Below are 16,746 nucleotides of genomic sequence, written 5' to 3'. Positions count from 1 at the left end.
GCCGCACCCCGAACCGCCGCTCGAACGCCGCCGCGTCCACCGCCCCCGCCTCCGTGCCGAAGCCCACGCGCAGTGGGTTGTCCCGGTCGTCGGCACGCTCCTCGGTGGCCAGGACGTACTGCACGGCACGGCCGACATAGGTGAAGTACGTGGCCCCGTACGTCCGTACGTCGTCCAGGAACCGTGACGCCGAGAACCGTCGCCGCAGCGCCACCCCCGCCCCGGCCGCCAACGCCGGTGCCCAGTCGGCGATCACCGCGTTGCCGTGGAACATCGGCATGCAGATGTAGTGCACGTCGGACGGACGGACCCCGAAGCTGTCGGCCAACGAGCGTCCGGCGGCGGCCAGTCGGCCCTGGGTGCAGATCGCGGCCTTCGGGGCGCCGGTGGAACCGGAGGTGAAGTAGAGCAGGATGCGGTCGTCGGGGGTGGCGTGGGAGAAGGCGGAGGGGCGCGCGTCCGCGTACGGGGCGAGCAGGTCGCCGTAGGCCTGAGTGTCCGTCACCAGGATCCGCACGCCGGGGAGTTGGAGGTCGTCGAGGAGGGGGAGGTGGGTGTGCTCGGTGATGAGGACGCGGCACTCGGTGTGCAGGATGTCGCGGGCCAGTTCGGGGCCGCGGCGGGTGGGGTTGATACCGGCGACGGCCGCGCCCGCGAGGGCCGCCGCGCTCAACCACAGGGGATATTCAGGGGTGTTGTCGAGCAGCACGCCCACATGGGGTGCGGCGCCGGTCGGCAGCAGGTCCCTGAGGAGTGCCGCCCTGGCCGCGGCGCCGGCCGCCAACTCGTGATGGGTGAGCACCTGTTGCCCGCACCACAGGCCCGGGCGGTGGTCGTCCCACCGTGCCTGCACGAGTTCCGCGACGGTATGCCTCCTGGACTCCATGGGGGCGCAGGGTAGTTGACGTACCGTCAGATATGGAGACTACGAACCCATGAAGTCGAAGATCTCGTGGGACACGAGCATGAAGACGACACAGAAGACGACGATCACACCGAAGAACACCAACGCGCAGCCCGTGCCCACCGCGAGCCTTCCCCGGGACGGGGCGTGGGCGGTGGCCCGCTCGGGGTGGTCGGCCGCGTAGTACACGGTGACGATGTCGCCCTCCAGGGTCGTCCCCGGCCCGTTCCCCTCCTCGAACCTGACCGTACGGCCCTCGCGCGTCGTGAACTCGTAGACGTGGTGCAGCGTCGTCGACACCATGGTGTCCCCGGCGCCGCCGCTGGTCGTCGTGTACGTCCGCAGGCAGCGGGCCTCGGCCGTGAGCCCGCTGCTCCAGGCGCTGCCGACCTGGCGCGAGCGGCGGATCACGCCGGTCGCGCCGAGCGCCACGATGGCGATGATGAGCAGCGGCGCGATGTAGAACAGCGCTTCCATGGTGTCCCCCGAGGTCAAGTACCACTTGGTGGAGGGAACCTACCCCCGGGGGATGCCGGACTGCCTCAAGCAATGCTCAGAACCTCAGCGTCAGAACGTGACGTCCGAGCAGGCGTAGAACGCGTTGGTCGTGTCCGCGACCGTCCACACCGCGACGATCACGTGGTGACCGGAGAGACCGGACGGGAGCGTGCCGCTGTGGGAGATGGTGGACGGGGGGCGCTGGTTGTTGTAGGGGACGGTGAGGAACGGGGTGGTGTTGAGGTCCGAGCGGGACAGGGCGTGGTTCTGGTTCCAGCCCTGCTTCGTGGCGTAGTACTTGAAGTCCGTCGTCGCGTGCATGGCCGTGAACTGCCAGCGGAACGTGTACGACTGACCACCCGTCACCTTTGTCGTCGGCCACGCGGCGCCGGACGGGGTCTTCGGTGCGCTGAGCTGGCTGAAGCGGCTGAGCCCGCCGTTGCAGATCTGGCCGTCGGCGGGGCCGGCCGCCGGGAAGCCCTTGAGGCCCTCGACGCTCTGCGGCTCGTACTGGATGTCACCGCAGTTCGTCACCGTGCCGTTGGCACAGAGCTTCTGCCTGCTGATGGGGAGGTCGGTGTAGCCGTGGCTGCTCGCGGCCCCGGACGAGAGCACGATGGCCCCGGCCGTGGTGAGCCCGAGCACGCCCGCGTACCACTTGGTCTTTTTGCGCATGCTGCCGCTCCTGGAGAACGTGTGGGGAGTTCCGTGAGCCGTGCAGGTCTAGACCAAGTCCCAGATTATTGCCCCTACTTGACTGTGTCCATACCAAAAGCCGTGTCCGTCTCCGGCTCCGTCACGGCGCCGCTTCTCCCCGTCCCGAGCAGAACGCGACCGTCAAGTCCTTCACCAGCACCTTGCGTTCGTAGTCGTCCAGCTCCACAAGCCCCCGCATGGTCAGCCGCGTCACCGTGTCCTCCACGGAGTCGACCACCGACGTGAGCATCGTCGCCCGCTGCTGCGCGTCCAGCGTGGCGATACGGCGGCGGGTCATCGCCGCGGCGACCTCCGGGGCGTACTCCACGCGGACCGGCCGCACCGAGAACACCTCGATGCCGACCGGCGCCGAGTCCGCCGCGACCAGCCGGGTCAGCGCGTCGACGGCCAGATCGGCCGCGCCCTTCCCGCCCCCGCCCGGCGGCTCCACCGGCACCCGGGCCAGCGCCGCCTCCACGCACTCGCGCAGATACGTCTCGTGGTCCTCGACCCCGAGCGTGGCCCTCGCGGTGTCCCGCACCCGCCACACCACGAGCGTCACGACCCGCAGCGCGACCCCGTTCGCGTCGGCCCCCGGCATCGGCTCGCTGCGCCAGTGCCGCAGCCGTACGTCGACGCGGCGGCGCAGCAGCAACGGGTTGACCCACATCAGCCCGGTGCGCCGGACCGTCCCCCGGTAGCGGCCGAACAGGCCGAGCACCCAGGCCCGTCCGGTACGGCCCCGGGCCAGACCCCCGAACCCGAACAGCCCGAGCGCGCCGGCCCCGGCGTACGCGGCCCACTGCGCGGGACCGAGTCCGGCACCGGCGTAGAACGGCAGCCGTAGCGCCTCCGTGGCGAGCGGGGGCAGGACGCCCGCCCACCACGAGGCGGCGAGGCAGCCGGCCAGGCCGCAGGAACCGGCGAGCACGCCCGCCGCCCCCGGCAGGACCCGCGCGGGGCGCTCCGCCAGGTCGGGGTCGACCTCCGGTGCCGGGCGCGGCTTGGCCGGGACCGGGCGGCGGAAGCGGGGCTGCTCGCCGGTGCCCTGCCGACGCGCGACGACGGCGGGTCTGAGCGGCACCGAGACCGGGTCGGGGTCGTCGCGGAACAGCAGGTGGACGGGGATCTCGGTGGTCGCCTCGTTCTGGATGAGCCGCGCGGGACGGGTCTGTCCCTCGGGCGGCCCCTCGTTCTCGGGCGTCTGTGAAGTGGTCGTCGTACTCATAGGTGCCTCCAGCCTCCGCGCCAGATGCGTCACAACGGGTGGGGATGAGTGGGGTGATGAGCGTGGATACGAGGTGATGAGCGTGCTCACGAGAAGAGGCGGCGCCAGGTCTCCGGGCCCGGGTAGCCGTCCGCCGCGCCGCCCCGCCAGCCCTGGGCGCGCTGGAAGGCCTCGACGTTGCGCCGGTCCGGCTCGCCCCAGCGCGGTCCCGGGCCGGTCGTGTAGTACTTGCCGAATCCCTTCTTCACCAGCTGCTTTCCGAGCTGGGTGACGTACTTGTTGGTCGCGCCGGGGCGGAACATGGCCCGGCCCGGATAGCCGGGGACGCCGTGCGAGGCGGGGGCGGGCGGGCCCGCCGCTCCCACGGCCGCCGTGCCGCCGACGTTCTTGCCCTTGCCGGTGACGAGCAGTTGCCAGGTCTGCGGGCCGGGCAGGCCGTCGGCGTCCGCGCCGGTCCAGCCCTGGGCCCGCTGGAACGCCTGGGTGGCCCGCCGGTCCGCGTCCGACCAGCGCGGCCCCGGACCCGAGGTGTAGTACGAGCCGGCGCCCCGGGCGACGAGCATCGTGCCGAGCTGGGTGACGTACTTGTTGTTGGCGCCGGGGCCGAAAGACGACGCTCCCGGGTACGGCGTGTTCGCCTTGCCCGCGTCCACCGGGGTCACCGGAACCACCGGGGTCACCCCTTCCGTACCGCCCGTCACGCCCTTGTAGCGGTAGGGCACATAGCTGTCCGAGTGGCTCCAGTACGCGTACGGGGTGGACTGGCGGCGGGCGTGCGAGGGGGTCTCCTCCAGGGCGATGTAGTAGGTGTGCGTGTAGTCGGTCCAGCCGCCGAAAATGACGACGTGCGAGCCTTTCTCGGGGTTCGCGAGATTGTGGAACAGGAGAATGTCGCCGGGCTCCAGTTCGTCCTTGGAAATACGCACCCCGTACTGGTCGAGACTTCCGGTCCATTCGTTCCCCGGCAGCCCCCAGGCCATCGAGACGAACCCCGAGCAGTCCTGCCGGTAACCGTCCGACCAGTACGCGTTCATGCTGTACGGCACCTGCGCCGCGATCCATGTCTTGGCCCGGTTGATGATCTCCGCGCGGGTGGCCGTGGGCGCCTTGACCGCACCGGCCGGCTTCGCCGGTTTCCCGCTCGGGCCGTGCAGCGGGGCCTTGCTCCCCTGCGGGGTGGCGGGCTCGTCACCCGTGTCAGCTGCGGGAACGCCGGGTCGGGCCGGGGCGTGGGGAGCGGCTGCGGCCGGTACGGCGTGCCCGGCGGCGAGGGCGGCGGACGCGGCGGCCGCCACGAAGAGGGCCCGCTGGGCGGCGGGCCCGGCGCCGGTCGGGCCGGTCGGGGAATGCGCCAGGACGCGCCGCCGCTGAACGCATCCGGGGCAGTCGCAATCGCTCGCGGGATCGAATTCCTCGAATACCGGAGTCTCCATGCGATGCCCCTCACACTCCAGGTGGAAATATCCGCGCTCGTGCACATCCGCCAGTTTCTCAACTGTCTTCCGGACTCGCATGTTGACGGTCCGAATGATGTACAGGGCCCCCGCCCGGGCCTGTCCGGGGGTGGTCGGGAGCACCCCTACGCATCCGGTAGAGTTGTGCAGGTCAACACGCGCGCCGCTAGCTCAGTTGGTTAGAGCAGCTGACTCTTAATCAGCGGGTCCGGGGTTCGAGTCCCTGGCGGCGCACAGACAGCAAGGCCCTCCGCATCGCGGGGGGCCTTTCGCATGGGCGGAACACAGGTCTCCCCCCGTTTGGCCGGATACCCTCTGGCCATGACAGCCCGTGACCTTCAGGAGCGGATCAAGAAGCTCATCCTCGACCGTCGGCTGTCCTCCGGGGCCCCGCTGCCGACCGAGCCCGAGCTGATGGTGTTTCTCGGTGCGAGCCGGAACTCGGTGCGCGAGGCGCTCAAGGCGCTACAGGCGATGGGGATCGTCGAGATCCGGCACGGCTTCGGGACGTACGTCGGCCCGATGTCGCTCGCGCCGATGGTCGAGGGGCTCGCGTTCCGTACCGCCGTCGGGCACTACCGCGGCGAGGACAGCCTGCTCCAGTTGCTCGAACTGCGGGAGGCGGTGGAGTCGGGGCTCGTCGCCCGGCTCGCGGGGCGGCTGCCCGAGCGGGATCTCGCCGAACTGGACTCGCTGGTACGGCAGATGGAGCGGGAGGCCGCCGAAGGAGTCGGGCTCGCGGCCACCGACCGCGCCTTTCACGCCACCCTGTACCGGGGGTTGGACAACGCGCTGCTGAGCGAGGTCCTGGAGGCGTTCTGGGACGCCTTCCACCGCGTCCACACCGATCTCGCGGCCGGCCCGCAGGACCCCGGGGTCACCTGCCGCCAGCACCGGGAGATTCTCGACGCGGTCCGGTCCGGGGATGCGAAACGTGCCGAGAGCGCCATAAGAGAACACTTCGACAACGTGCGCACAAGACTGTCCACAACCGCTCCACATGATCCCCACACACACCCCAATGAACGCGTATGACCGGTAAACACCACGTTTCGTGTCTTGCGATCAAGCTGAGCACCGTAGAACCCTGGTTTTGAAGATACTGCCGGTACGCGGCAGTTGAGGGGGTACGGAACCGGTTGCGCGGTTTCGCGGGGAGGAGGGGCCCCGCCCAGGGAACAGATGTCGGAGGGGGCATCTCGCAACCGGACGGTCGCAGTCGCACATCTCTGTGAGCGGACTGTGTGGTGACTGTGGCACCACTGACACGCCCGTCGAGGGTCGAGGGGGACGCCGGCGGGCGGCCGAGACAAGCAGACACGCGCGCTTTTGCGTGTGGGGGGATGACTCATGACGTCGACGCCGACGGGCGCCCGGCACAACCTCGACCCGTCACCAACACAAACCACCGAACTCAGAGTCCCGGGACACCGGACCGGAAGTTTCCGCCGGATCAAGAGCGCACTTCCGAGATACGACTACGAGCACTACAGCCGCCTGGCGGGACCCCTCACGCAGCCCGAACCGGGCAAGCCGTACAAGGTCCAGTACCGGTCGCTGCTGTCGCAGGAGACACACCGCGTGCGCGCCGCGCTCATGCTGAGCGCGGCGCCGCTGCTGTCCCTGATCCTGCTCGGCTGGCTGATGCAGCCCGAGCACTGGACCCAACGCGACTATCCCGCCTACGACTTCCTGCCCGCGCTGGACATCGTGATGCTGGTCGCGATCGGTCTGATCGAGTTCTTCCGCTGCATGAACGTGCTGTCCAACGCGCACGCCACGCTGGTCGCCCGCGACCCGGTCCCGGTGGTGCCCGAGACCGGCACACGCGTCGCGTTCATCACGACGTTCGTGCCCGGCAAGGAACCCCTGGAGATGGTCACCAAGACCCTGGAAGCGGCCGTACGGCTGCGCCACCGGGGCCTGTTGCACGTGTGGCTGCTGGACGAGGGCGACGACCCCGAGGTCAAGGCCGTCTGCGGGCGGCTCGGCGTACGCCACTTCACCCGCAAAGGGGTCGAGAAGTGGAACCGGCCCAAGGGCGCGCACCGCGCGAAGACCAAGCACGGCAACTACAACGCCTGGCTCGATGCGCACGGCGACGCGTACGACTTCTTCGCCTCCGTCGACACCGACCACGTGCCGCTGCCCAACTACCTGGAGCGGATGCTGGGTTTCTTCCGCGACCCGGACGTCGGATTCGTCATCGGCCCCCAGGTGTACGGCAATTACGAGGGCCCGGTCACCAAGGCCGCCGAGTCGCAGCAGTTCCTCTTCCACGCCCTGATCCAGCGCGCCGGCAACCGCTACGGCTCGCCGATGTTCGTCGGCACGTCAAACGCCGTACGGATCAAGGCACTTCGGCAGATCGGCGGGCTGTACGACTCGATCACGGAGGACATGGCCACGGGATTCGAGATGCACCGGGCCAAGAATCCGGCGACCGGGAAGAAGTGGAAGTCGGTCTACACGCCGGACGTGCTCGCGGTCGGTGAAGGGCCCAGCGCCTGGACGGACTTCTTCACGCAGCAGCTCCGGTGGTCGCGGGGGACGTACGAGACGATCCTCAAGCAGTACTGGAAGGGCTTCTTCTCGATGCCTCCGGGCAAGCTCTTCAACTACACGATGATGATCATCTTCTACCCGATGTCGGCCCTCAACTGGATCCTGGCGGCGCTGAGTTGCACCCTGTTCCTGGGCCTGGGCGCCTCGGGCGTGAACATCGACCCGACGGTCTGGCTGATGCTCTACGGCAACGCGTCCGCGCTACAGATCGGCCTGTACATCTGGAACCGGCGGCACAACGTCTCGCCGCACGAGCCGGAGGGGTCGGGCGGGGTCGCGGGCATGGTGATGTCGGCGCTGTCGGCGCCGATATACGCCCGCTCGATGCTGGACGCCGTGCTGCGGCGCAAGAGCAGGTTCGTGGTCACGCCCAAGGGTGATTCGGCGAGCCCGGACACGCTGTTCGGGACGTTTCGGGTGCACTGGTTCTTCATCCTGATCTTCGCCGGGTCGCTGATGGCCGGGTTCGAGAACGGGCACTCCCACCCGGCGATGATCACCTGGGCCACGGTCGCCCTGCTGATCACCGCGTCGCCGATCCTGGCGTGGCGGTACATGCTGCGGCAGGAGAAGAAGCAGCCGTCGCCCGTCGTCCCGGTCGAGCCGCAGGACGCCGTTCCGCCGGCGTCGCATGTGCCGCATACCCCGCAGCAGCGGCCGAGTTGGGTGGCCTCGACCACGGGCTCGACCGGCGGCGGTGGCGAGCAGACCATGCAGATCGCGCTCGGTGGACCGGGGGGTCGTAAGGAATGAAGGAAGCCGGCCGGCGCCGTGCCCGTCGACTCGCGATCAGCACGGTGGTCGTACTCGCCCTGGCCGGGATGAACGGGCCCTGGCTGTACAGATTCGGGACCGAGAGATACCACCAGTACGTCATCGACAAGCCCGAGTACAAAGCCGACAACGGGCATTGGGACATCGTCCAGTTCCCCGAGGAGTACCGGCAGGACACCATTCACGCGGTGCTTCTGCACACCGGGAAGGTGCTGCTCGTCGCGGGCTCGGGCAACAACCAGGACAACTTCAACGCGAAGAAGTTCGAGTCGCGGATCTGGGATCCCGTGAAGGAGACCATCAAGAAGGTCCCGACTCCTGCCGACCTGTTCTGCACCGGGCACACCCAACTCGCCAACGGGAACATCCTCATCGCGGGCGGCACCCAGAAGTACGAGAAGCTCAAGGGTGACGTCAAGAAAGCCGGCGGGGTCATGATTCTCTACAACGAGAATCCCGACAAGCCGATGACGTTGCCTCAGGGGACGAGGTTCACGGGTAAGGCGAACGGCAAGTCGTTCGTCTCTACGGACTCGGTGCTGATCCCGCGCGCGACCAAGGTGTTCGACAAGAAGACCGGCAAGTTCCTGCGGAACAACCCCGGTTACGCCCGGGTCGTCGTCGAGGCGCCGAAAGAGGGCACCACGTACGAGACCGGGACCCAGGACAATTACCGGATCCAGGGGCTGACCGGCGCCGACGAACGCAACACGTATGGCATCGGGAACAAGTTCGGGCTCGACAAGCGGGACTTCGAGGGGATCAAGAACGCGTACGAGTTCGATCCGGTCGCCGAGAAGTACATCAAGGTCGATCCGATGAAGGAGGCTCGGTGGTATCCGACGCTCACTACTCTGTCGGACGGCAAGGTGCTCAGTGTTTCCGGGCTCGATGACATCGGGCAGTTGGTGCCGGGGAAGAACGAGGTCTTCGATCCGGCGACCAAGAAGTGGACGTACACGAAGACGAAGCGGCAGTTCCCCACGTATCCGGCGTTGTTCCTGATGGAGAACGGGAAGTTGTTCTACTCGGGGTCCAATGCGGGGTACGGGCCGGACGACGTGGGGCGTGATCCTGGGATCTGGGACGTCGGCACGAACTCGTTCACCAAGGTGCCGGGGCTCAGTGATCCGAACATGCTGGAGACCTCGGCGACTGTGCTGTTGCCTCCGGCTCAGGACGAGAAGTACATGGTGATCGGGGGTGGGGGTGTTGGTGAGTCGAAGTTGTCCACCAACAAGACGCGGCTCGTCGATCTGAAGGACGCCGATCCCAAGTTCGTGGACGGGCCCTCGTTGGAGAAGGGGACCCGGTATCCGCAGACCTCGATCCTGCCCGATGACACGGTGCTGGTTTCGGGTGGGTCCGGGGATTATCGGGGGCGTGGTGAGTCGGACATCCTTCAGGCTCGGCTGTATCACCCGGATACGAACAGTTTCGAGAAGGTCGCCGATCCGCTGGTCGGGCGGAACTATCACTCCGGGTCGATCCTGTTGCCGGACGGGCGGGTGATGTTCTTCGGGTCCAATCCGTTGTACGCGGACAAGGCGAACACGAAGCCGGGGGTTTTTGAGCAGCGGATCGAGATCTATACGCCGCCGTATCTCTACCGGGATTCTCGGCCGGATATTTCCGGGGGTCCGGAGTCCATTGCTCGGGGTTCGTCGGGGACGTTCAGCTCGGCGCATGCTTCTTCGATCAAGAAGGTGCGGTTGATTCGGCCGAGCGCGTCCACGCATGTCACGGATGTTGATCAGCGGTCTGTTGCGTTGGACTTCAAGACGGCTGGGAACAAGATCACGGTGACTGTGCCGGAGGATCGGGACCTGGTGCAGTCGGGGTGGTACATGCTGTTTGTGGATGACGATCAGGGGACGCCCAGTAAGGCGGTGTGGGTGAAGGTGCCGTAGGGGTTGTTATTTGGCTGCGGGTGCGTGGGGGCTGGTCGCGCAGTTCCCCGCGCCCCTAAAAACAGGGGCGTTGCGGCTGGTCGCGCCCGCGCGGCGGAGCCGCAAATCGATACAGTCCCGCGCCCCTAAAAACAGGGCGTGGGACTGAGCGCTAGTTGGAAGACTTGGCCAGCTTCAGTGCGTAACTCGCCCACCACTCGCCTGCCTTCGGGCCGCCCTTGCACTCGCCGTCCGACTCGCCCGGGCGTTTGATCCACAAGTAGGCGTCCACCAAGGAGTCTGCTGTCTTTGTGGTCGGGGTTTCGCCGAGGGCCCTGCCCGGGGGGTTGCACCAGTTCTCGTCTGTGTCGCCAGCCGTATACGGTCCGTTGCCGTTGCGGCTGGTGTCGATGACGAAGTGTTTGTCGGCGGTCTTGGCCGAGAGTTGTTTGCCGTAGGCGAGGGAGTCCTGGGTGGAGTAGAAGTTGGAGACGTTCACCGCGAAGCCGTCGGCCTTGGTGATGCCTGCGCGTTCGAGGGGCTGGTAGATCTCGTCGGGGTGGCCCCAGCCCGCGTTTCCGGCGTCCAGGTAGACCTTTGTGTTCTTGAGGGACTTGAGCTTGGTGATCGCGTAGTCGAGGAGGTCGTAGCGCTCGGCCTGGAATTCGGCGGGGGTGCAGCCGTCCACCAGGTGCAGGAGCGCGTCCGGTTCCAGGATCACCGTCGCCGCGCGGGTCTCGATGCCCTCGGCCACCGCGTCGATCCACGCGCGGTAGGCGTCACCGTCGCCCGCGCCGCCCTGGGAGTACTGGCCGCAGTCGCGGTGCGGGATGTTGTAGAGGACCAGGAGCGCGGTGCGGCCGGCCCGGTCGGCGGCCTCGGTGAAGCCCTGGGCCTCCGCCTTCGGGTTCTCCGCGCCGATCCACTCGCCGGTCGGCTGCTCGGCGATCTTCCGGATCTGTTCGGCGTCGGCCGTCCTGCCCGCCTTGACGTAAGTGGCCAGCTGCCGGGCCGCGTTGGTGTCCGGGTTGACCCAGATCGGGTCCGCCCCATCGGGCTGTTGGCTGATCTCCGCGTTCACGTCGGGTTTCTTGTCCCCGTCTCCGGAGGAGGAGCATCCCGCCATCAGCAGTGCCGCCCCCAGGATCAGCGCCGACGTCCGTGTGCCGTAGGAGACCGGGGTCCCCTGGCTGCCGTACATCCAACTCCCCCTTGGCTGTACCGATCCAAGGCTCAATCGTGACATACGTGGCGTGCCGCCCACGAGAACGCCCGGGTGTTGTCGTCCGGCTGTTACACCTCCGTCCCCCGGGGTAGATGGGCGACCTAAGGGCTGTCCGGCGGGCTCGGTCGCGGGGCAGGGGGAGGCGGCCGTCATGGACCACACGACCTGGGAGGACCGGCTCGCCGCGGCGCTGGTGGAGGCCGCCGACACCCTGACCGAGGACTTCGACACCGAGGACTATCTGCGGCGGCTGGCCGATCGCTGTGTGGAGCTGCTGTCCGCCTGGGCCGCCGGGATCGTGCTGATCGACGGCGGTGAGGCGGTGTCGCTGGCCGGGAGCAGGTGCGGTGGGCGGGAGGAGTCGGCTCTCGATCTGCTGGCGGCGCAGCACAACTCCGGTCCCTGTATGGAGAGTTACGGCTCCGGGCGGCCCGTACCGCCGGTGTCGATCGGCGTGGCGCATGCGGCCGCCCGCTGGCCGGAGTTCACCGAACGGGCCCTGCGGCACGGCGTCGTGGCGACCTTCGCGGTGCCGGTGCGGCGGCACGGGACGCCGCTCGGCGCGCTCAACGTGTTCGCGTCGGCGCTGCCCAACCGCGCTTCGGGCGGCGGCAGTTCGGAGGTGTCGGTGGCGCAGGGCATCGCCGACGCCGCCGCTCTGGGGCTGGAGAACCATCGTGCGTACGCCCGATCCCGCTGCCTGGCCGGGCAGTTGCAGGAGGCGCTGTCGAGCCGGGTGCGGATCGAGCAGGCCAAGGGGATGCTCGCCGAGCGCTGGCAGATCGGTACCGACGAGGCGTTCATCGCGCTGCGCGGGCACGCACGGCGGCGCCGGCTGCCGTTGGACCGGGTCGCGCGGGCGGTGATCGAGGGGGGACTGGTGGATCGACTGTGACCAGTGCATATGACGGCCAGCAACGACTGTGGGACATGGCGTTATTTGCCCTCTAGGCCCGGACGCCCATTCGCTCTAGAGTCATTTCCAACGGCCCCAGCCCCTGGCCTAGTCCACACCTTCCACCACTGGTTTTTCCAGACCTCCCGCGCCGTTCGCCGGGTTACTCCCGCAGCCCGTGCGCGTGCGGTTGAGGACCAGCCCGGTCGGCGGCTTCAGGGGGGAGCAGGTCGTCGGCCGGGCCCGGTTGTCACAGTCCGGTGCCGGTGAGATAGGCGGACACGACCACGTTCGCCGTGTAGCTGCGGCCGACGCGGTCGAAGGTGCCGCCACAGGTGATGAGGCGGAGTTCGGCGCGGCCCGACTGCCGTGTGCCGTAGGCCTGTTGGGCGTCGAAGTGGGCACGGGTCAGGACGCGCACGTCGTCGACGGTGAACTCGGCGACCTTGCCGTCGTCGCGGATCACACGGATCGTCCCGCCCGGGCGGAGCGTGCTGAGCTTGTAGAAGACGGCGGGGCGGGTCTCGGTGTCGACGTGGCCGACCATCAGGGCGGTGCCCACAGCCCCGGGCCGCACTCCGCTGCCGTACCAGCCGACCACGCCCGCCTGGTCGAACGGCGGGGGGTCGATCGCGCCCTGCGTGTCCAGGCCGCGGGCCACCACCGGTGCCTGTACGGCGAGTTGGGGGATGTCGATGCGTTGCGGCAGCGCGTTCCCCAACGGCTTTGCCGCGGGCGGGAGTTCGGCCTCCGGGGGACGTCCGACCGCCGCCACGTCACCGGTCGTGGGCGCGGATATGCCCAGCCGGATGTCGGTCAGGTCCTGCCCCCACAGCCACAGCCCGAGCAGCAGCACGGCCCAGGCGACCCCGGTCAGCAGCCGTCCGGTGCCGGAGGAGCGCTCGTGCTCGGCGGGCCGGTCGTGATCGAACATGGCCGGTCAGCTCGCCCTGCGACTCCGGCGGGCGCTGCGCAGCGCCACGGCCGTCGCGGCTACACCGGCCAGCAACAGGCCCACCACCGCGTGCGCGGTACCGGGACCGGCCGCACGCGCGTCCACGGCCGCGAGGTGCGCCGTACCGCCGCCGCCCGCGTGGACGGGTGCAATGGGCGAGGCGGGGGCGGAGGGGGCCGTCGACGGTGACTGCGACGCGTCCGCTACGACCTTGATCGCGCCCTTCACCGTCATGCTCCCGCAGGTGATCTTCACGTCGTAGCTGCCCGGTTCCAGCGAGGTACGGACCTTGGTCTCGCCGGCGAGGGTGCCCGCCGCGCCGACCAGTCTGGCGTCGGCGACGAACGCGGCCGAGGCCGCCGTGCCCGTCGTACCGGTACAGCCGCTGATCCTGAGCGCGACGTCGCCGCCGGGGGCCGGGGAGGCGGGAGTCACCGAGACACCGCCTCCGTCCGCCGCGTACGCCGCCGGGGTGAGAGCCGCGAGGACCACCGCGGCACCCGCACAGAGTGTGACTTTCAGTGAACCCATCGTGAACCTCCAGATATCTGGAGACTCCTCCTCACAGCGGACGGCCGCATCCTCAGCCACGCCCCGCTGCTCCGTATGGGGGACGGCGCCGGAAGGTGCATAGCATGGTCACCTCACATGCCCGCGTACCGCAGGAGTGCCCACCCATGACAGAGCGCAAGCCCATCGAATCGTGGCTCACCGACATGGACGGGGTGCTGATGCACGAGGGCGTCCCGGTGCCCGGCGCGGACGCGTTCATCAAGACGCTGCGGGAGAAGGGACGTCCGTTCCTGGTCCTCACCAACAACTCGATCTACACCGCGCGGGACCTGCACGCCCGGCTGAACCGGATCGGCCTCGACGTGCCGGTGGAGAACATCTGGACCTCGGCGCTGGCCACCGCCGCGTTCCTGGACAACCAGCACCCCGGCGGCACCGCCTACGTGATCGGCGAGGCCGGGCTGACGACGGCCCTGCACGACGCGGGGTACGTGCTGACCGACTCCGACCCCGACTTCGTGATCCTCGGTGAGACCCGGACCTACTCCTTCGAGGCCCTGACCAAGGCGATCCGGCTGATCAACGACGGCGCCCGGTTCATCGCGACCAACCCCGACAACACCGGGCCCTCACCCGAGGGCGCCCTGCCTGCCACCGGTTCCGTGGCCGCGCTGATCACCAAGGCGACCGGCAAGGAGCCCTACTTCGTCGGGAAGCCGAACCCTCTGATGATGCGGTCGGCGCTGAACACCATCGGCGCGCACTCGGAGAGCAGCGCCATGATCGGCGACCGCATGGACACGGACGTCCTCGCCGGGCTGGAAGCCGGGATGGAGACCTTCCTCGTCCTCACCGGGCTGACGACCAGGGGCGATGTGGAGCGTTACCCGTACCGGCCGACGAAGGTCGTGGAGTCCATCGCGGACCTGGTCGACCTGATCTGATCAGATCCGATCCGGCCAGGGGGATCTCTCCTCGCGCCACGGATACCGTTCGTCATGCGAGGACTCCGGGCAACTGTCCGACGCCGTCGAGGACTTGGTTCGCCCCGGCCGCCCGCAGCGCGTCCGCGTCGTGGGCGCCGGTCAGGACGCCGGCGACCAGGCCCGCCCCCGCGCGGACCCCGCTGAGCATGTCGTACGAGGTGTCGCCCACGACGGCGATCTGCCGTACGTCGTCGGCAACCGCCGTACGCAGGAAGGCGGTCAGCACCATGTCCGGGTACGGGCGTCCCCGGCCACCGGCGTCGGCGGGGCACAGCGTGAGGTGCGCGAGGTCCTGCCAGCCGAGCGCGGCCAGGATCGCGTCCTGGGTGGTGCGTGCGAAGCCGGTCGTCAACACGACCGTGCGGCCTTGGGACTTGAGCGATTCGATGGTCTCGCGGGCGCCGGGGAGGGACGCTACCCGGCCGCCGTCGACGAGGTCGGCGTACGCCGCTTCGAAGGCCTTGTTGGCGTCCTGGGCCTTGCCCTCCTCGCCGAACAGGTGGCGGAAGACGGAGATCTTGGACTCGCCCATGGTGGCGCGGACGTAGTCGAGCATCGAGTCGGGTTCCGCGCCCATGTGCCGGGCGGCAGCGGCGAAGGCCTCCTCGACGAGACCGCCGTCGGCGACGGTGGTGCCGGCCATGTCGAGGACGACGAGACGGATGTCGTGCGTCATGGAGGCCATGGAGGTCATGGGGTTCGTGGGAGTCACGGGGTTCATGGGGGTCATGAGAGGTCTCACCAGTCCAGTTCGTTCGCGGTGGTCTCGGCGATGGCCGGGGAGCAGGTCATGCCGCGTCCGCCCGGTCCGGTGACCAACCACACGCCGCCGCGCACCTGTTGGCGGTGGACGACGCGGGTGGGGTCGGTGCACTGCGCGTACACGCCGGCCCAGCGGCGGCGGATCTTCGGGAGGGGGCGGCCGAGGAAGGACTCGACGACCTCGGCGAGGTGGTCGTAGGGGTCCTCGGTGGTGTCGAAGGCGAAGGGGTGCTCGTACTCGTGGGTGTCGCCGATGGTGAGGCCGCCGTCGGCGCGCTGCACCATGAGGAGTTGCATGGCGTGCGCGGCGGCTGTCGGCAACTGCGGTTGTCCGGCGTTGAGTTGGTCGAGGGCCTCGCCGCGGTAGGCCGGGTAGTAGCGGAAGCTGTCCGCGTCGGCGACCGACGTGGTGAGCGGTTCGCCGAGCGGGTCGGTCTGCATCATCTGCAACCGGACGCGGCGGACGGGGAGTTCGGGTCCGGCGAGTTCGCGGACGAGTCCGCCGAGCCAGGCGCCCGTGCACAGCACGACCGCGTCGGAGGCGTGCACCTCCCCGTGGTCGTCGCGTACCGCGTGCTCGCCGACGACCTCGCGGACCTCACGGCCCGGCAGGAAGGTGTAGTTCGGGGACTTCGACAGCTCGGCGCGCAGGGCGAGTTGGGCGGTGCGGGGTTCGACGGCCGCGTCCCGTTCGCAGGAGAGGGCGGCGGTGAAGTCGCCGCGCAGGGCGGGGTTGACGGCGCGGGCCTCGGCCGGGGTGAGGAGTTTGTAGCCGCGGGCGGCCGAGTCCTCGCGGGCCACGGCGGCCTCGGCGACGGCGAGTTCGCGGTCGCCCCGGACGAGGGTCAGTGACCCGTTGGCCCGGAAGCCGAGCCCGGGCACGCGGGCGCCGATCTCCTCCCACAACTCCCTTGCCCGCAGGGCGGTTTCGAGTTCCTCGCCGCCCGCGCGGCCGCTCACCCAGATCTGCCCGAAGTTGCGCGACGAAGCGCCGCGAGCCTCCGCCTCGCGCTCGATCTGTACGACCTCATGGCCGCGTTCCACTGCTTGCCAGGCGTGCATGGTGCCCACCACGCCGCCTCCGACGACTGTCACTCTCACGACGGCCACGCTCCTCGAAATCCGGGAACCGGAAAGGTCCGGCTCCCGACGAAAGCGTGAACGACCCATCACATTTGGGCTAGACCCGTTATCTATTCGTGATAATAAGCGGCCGTGGAGTGTTCGCGTTTCTCAGCCGCGGTGGTGCGTGGTGAAGGAGAAGCGGTCGCCCCGCGTCGACCCCGCAGTCGGCGAAGTAGTCGCGTACGAAGGCCTCGGCCTCGTCCTCGCTACGGTCGGGCGCGTAGCGGAAGTTGACGACCAGGGTGCACGCGTCGGGGATGACGTTGGTGGCCACTCC

15 protein-coding genes, 1 tRNA gene and 1 pseudogene are annotated in these 16,746 nt (G+C 68.9%); 6 read left to right on the top strand and 11 right to left on the bottom strand.

What is annotated here, in order from left to right; translation table 11 throughout:
* The 5 genes from ACNFOC_RS35535 to ACNFOC_RS35515 form a co-directional block, all read right to left on the bottom strand.
* The coding region (locus ACNFOC_RS35535; protein WP_416963162.1) for an AMP-binding protein at positions 1 to 886 on the bottom strand (886 nt) is incomplete at its 3' end.
* Positions 887 to 925: 39 nt separating this feature from the next.
* Positions 926 to 1,381, bottom strand: coding sequence for a DUF3592 domain-containing protein (locus ACNFOC_RS35530; RefSeq protein WP_416963163.1), 456 nt, complete (start codon positions 1,379 to 1,381; stop codon positions 926 to 928).
* A 90-nt stretch (positions 1,382 to 1,471) separates the two neighbouring features.
* Positions 1,472 to 2,077, bottom strand: a complete 606-nt coding sequence (locus ACNFOC_RS35525; RefSeq protein WP_406126066.1) for a lytic polysaccharide monooxygenase auxiliary activity family 9 protein — start codon at positions 2,075 to 2,077, stop codon at positions 1,472 to 1,474.
* A gap of 121 nt (positions 2,078 to 2,198) precedes the next feature.
* Complete coding sequence (locus ACNFOC_RS35520) at positions 2,199 to 3,326, bottom strand: SPFH domain-containing protein (RefSeq protein WP_416963161.1); 1,128 nt, start codon at positions 3,324 to 3,326, stop codon at positions 2,199 to 2,201.
* Between the two features lie 86 nt (positions 3,327 to 3,412).
* Positions 3,413 to 4,759: a peptidoglycan-binding protein gene (locus ACNFOC_RS35515; protein WP_416963160.1), complete on the bottom strand. Its 1,347-nt coding sequence runs from the start codon at positions 4,757 to 4,759 to the stop codon at positions 3,413 to 3,415.
* A gap of 181 nt (positions 4,760 to 4,940) precedes the next feature.
* Between ACNFOC_RS35515 and ACNFOC_RS35510 the strand changes: the two genes are divergently transcribed.
* The 4 genes from ACNFOC_RS35510 (at position 4,941) to glxA (ending at position 10,029) form a co-directional block, all read left to right on the top strand.
* A tRNA-Lys gene (locus tag ACNFOC_RS35510) sits at positions 4,941 to 5,014 on the top strand.
* Positions 5,015 to 5,101: 87 nt separating this feature from the next.
* A complete protein-coding gene (locus ACNFOC_RS35505; protein ID WP_416963159.1) occupies positions 5,102 to 5,815 on the top strand; it encodes a FadR/GntR family transcriptional regulator in 714 nt (237 codons plus the stop codon).
* Between the two features lie 315 nt (positions 5,816 to 6,130).
* Entirely contained in the window at positions 6,131 to 8,098 is a 1,968-nt protein-coding gene (locus ACNFOC_RS35500; protein WP_416963158.1) for a glycosyltransferase family 2 protein, read from the top strand.
* Positions 8,095 to 10,029: a radical copper oxidase GlxA gene (gene glxA, locus ACNFOC_RS35495; RefSeq protein WP_416963157.1), complete on the top strand. Its 1,935-nt coding sequence runs from the start codon at positions 8,095 to 8,097 to the stop codon at positions 10,027 to 10,029. The genes ACNFOC_RS35500 and glxA overlap by 4 nt, the downstream gene beginning before the upstream one ends.
* 151 nt (positions 10,030 to 10,180) lie before the next feature.
* On the opposite strand, the gene ACNFOC_RS35490 is transcribed toward glxA, so the two are convergent.
* Complete coding sequence (locus ACNFOC_RS35490) at positions 10,181 to 11,209, bottom strand: glycoside hydrolase family 6 protein (RefSeq protein WP_416963156.1); 1,029 nt, start codon at positions 11,207 to 11,209, stop codon at positions 10,181 to 10,183.
* 175 nt (positions 11,210 to 11,384) lie between these two features.
* Between ACNFOC_RS35490 and ACNFOC_RS35485 the strand changes: the two genes are divergently transcribed.
* Positions 11,385 to 12,128, top strand: coding sequence for an ANTAR domain-containing protein (locus ACNFOC_RS35485; RefSeq protein WP_416963155.1), 744 nt, complete (start codon positions 11,385 to 11,387; stop codon positions 12,126 to 12,128).
* Positions 12,129 to 12,378: 250 nt separating this feature from the next.
* Here ACNFOC_RS35485 and ACNFOC_RS35480 read toward each other — a convergent pair whose 3' ends face one another.
* Both ACNFOC_RS35480 and ACNFOC_RS35475 read right to left on the bottom strand, forming a co-directional pair.
* Positions 12,379 to 13,062 carry a class F sortase gene (locus tag ACNFOC_RS35480; protein WP_416963154.1) on the bottom strand — a complete coding sequence of 228 codons (684 nt, stop codon included), beginning with the start codon at positions 13,060 to 13,062 and terminating at the stop codon, positions 12,379 to 12,381.
* Between the two features lie 6 nt (positions 13,063 to 13,068).
* On the bottom strand, positions 13,069 to 13,614 hold the full coding sequence (locus ACNFOC_RS35475) for a hypothetical protein (protein WP_416963153.1): 546 nt from the start codon (positions 13,612 to 13,614) through the stop codon (positions 13,069 to 13,071).
* 146 nt (positions 13,615 to 13,760) lie between these two features.
* Here ACNFOC_RS35475 and ACNFOC_RS35470 point away from each other — a divergent pair, with 146 nt between their 5' ends.
* Positions 13,761 to 14,540, top strand: coding sequence for an HAD-IIA family hydrolase (locus tag ACNFOC_RS35470; RefSeq protein WP_416963152.1), 780 nt, complete (start codon positions 13,761 to 13,763; stop codon positions 14,538 to 14,540).
* A 52-nt stretch (positions 14,541 to 14,592) separates the two neighbouring features.
* On the opposite strand, the gene ACNFOC_RS35465 is transcribed toward ACNFOC_RS35470, so the two are convergent.
* The 3 genes and pseudogenes from ACNFOC_RS35465 to ACNFOC_RS35455 all read right to left on the bottom strand — a co-directional run.
* Complete coding sequence (locus tag ACNFOC_RS35465; RefSeq protein WP_416963151.1) at positions 14,593 to 15,303, bottom strand: phosphonatase-like hydrolase; 711 nt, start codon at positions 15,301 to 15,303, stop codon at positions 14,593 to 14,595.
* Between the two features lie 17 nt (positions 15,304 to 15,320).
* Positions 15,321 to 16,445, bottom strand: a complete 1,125-nt coding sequence (locus ACNFOC_RS35460; protein WP_416963150.1) for a TIGR03364 family FAD-dependent oxidoreductase — start codon at positions 16,443 to 16,445, stop codon at positions 15,321 to 15,323.
* 175 nt (positions 16,446 to 16,620) lie between these two features.
* Positions 16,621 to 16,746: pseudogene (locus ACNFOC_RS35455) on the bottom strand (peptidase dimerization domain-containing protein); the annotation flags it as partial.

The sequence above is a fragment of the Streptomyces colwelliae genome (genome assembly GCF_048158785.1).
GTDB lineage: Bacteria > Actinomycetota > Actinomycetes > Streptomycetales > Streptomycetaceae > Streptomyces.
This window is presented reverse-complemented; position numbering and strand designations above follow the sequence as displayed.

Excerpts from the sequence above, each read along its gene's own strand:
- ACNFOC_RS35515 (WP_416963160.1), bottom strand. The coding sequence starts at position 4,759 with ATGGAGACTCCGGTATTCGAGGAATTCGATCCCGCGAGCGATTGCGAC.
- ACNFOC_RS35465 (WP_416963151.1), bottom strand. The coding sequence starts at position 15,303 with ATGAACCCCGTGACTCCCACGAACCCCATGACCTCCATGGCCTCCATG.
- ACNFOC_RS35530 (WP_416963163.1), bottom strand. The coding sequence starts at position 1,381 with ATGGAAGCGCTGTTCTACATCGCGCCGCTGCTCATCATCGCCATCGTG.
- ACNFOC_RS35485 (WP_416963155.1), top strand. The coding sequence starts at position 11,385 with ATGGACCACACGACCTGGGAGGACCGGCTCGCCGCGGCGCTGGTGGAG.
- ACNFOC_RS35525 (WP_406126066.1), bottom strand. The coding sequence starts at position 2,077 with ATGCGCAAAAAGACCAAGTGGTACGCGGGCGTGCTCGGGCTCACCACG.
- ACNFOC_RS35490 (WP_416963156.1), bottom strand. The coding sequence starts at position 11,209 with ATGTACGGCAGCCAGGGGACCCCGGTCTCCTACGGCACACGGACGTCG.
- ACNFOC_RS35505 (WP_416963159.1), top strand. The coding sequence starts at position 5,102 with ATGACAGCCCGTGACCTTCAGGAGCGGATCAAGAAGCTCATCCTCGAC.
- ACNFOC_RS35475 (WP_416963153.1), bottom strand. The coding sequence starts at position 13,614 with ATGGGTTCACTGAAAGTCACACTCTGTGCGGGTGCCGCGGTGGTCCTC.
- ACNFOC_RS35480 (WP_416963154.1), bottom strand. The coding sequence starts at position 13,062 with ATGTTCGATCACGACCGGCCCGCCGAGCACGAGCGCTCCTCCGGCACC.
- glxA (WP_416963157.1), top strand. The coding sequence starts at position 8,095 with ATGAAGGAAGCCGGCCGGCGCCGTGCCCGTCGACTCGCGATCAGCACG.
- ACNFOC_RS35470 (WP_416963152.1), top strand. The coding sequence starts at position 13,761 with ATGACAGAGCGCAAGCCCATCGAATCGTGGCTCACCGACATGGACGGG.
- ACNFOC_RS35520 (WP_416963161.1), bottom strand. The coding sequence starts at position 3,326 with ATGAGTACGACGACCACTTCACAGACGCCCGAGAACGAGGGGCCGCCC.
- ACNFOC_RS35500 (WP_416963158.1), top strand. The coding sequence starts at position 6,131 with ATGACGTCGACGCCGACGGGCGCCCGGCACAACCTCGACCCGTCACCA.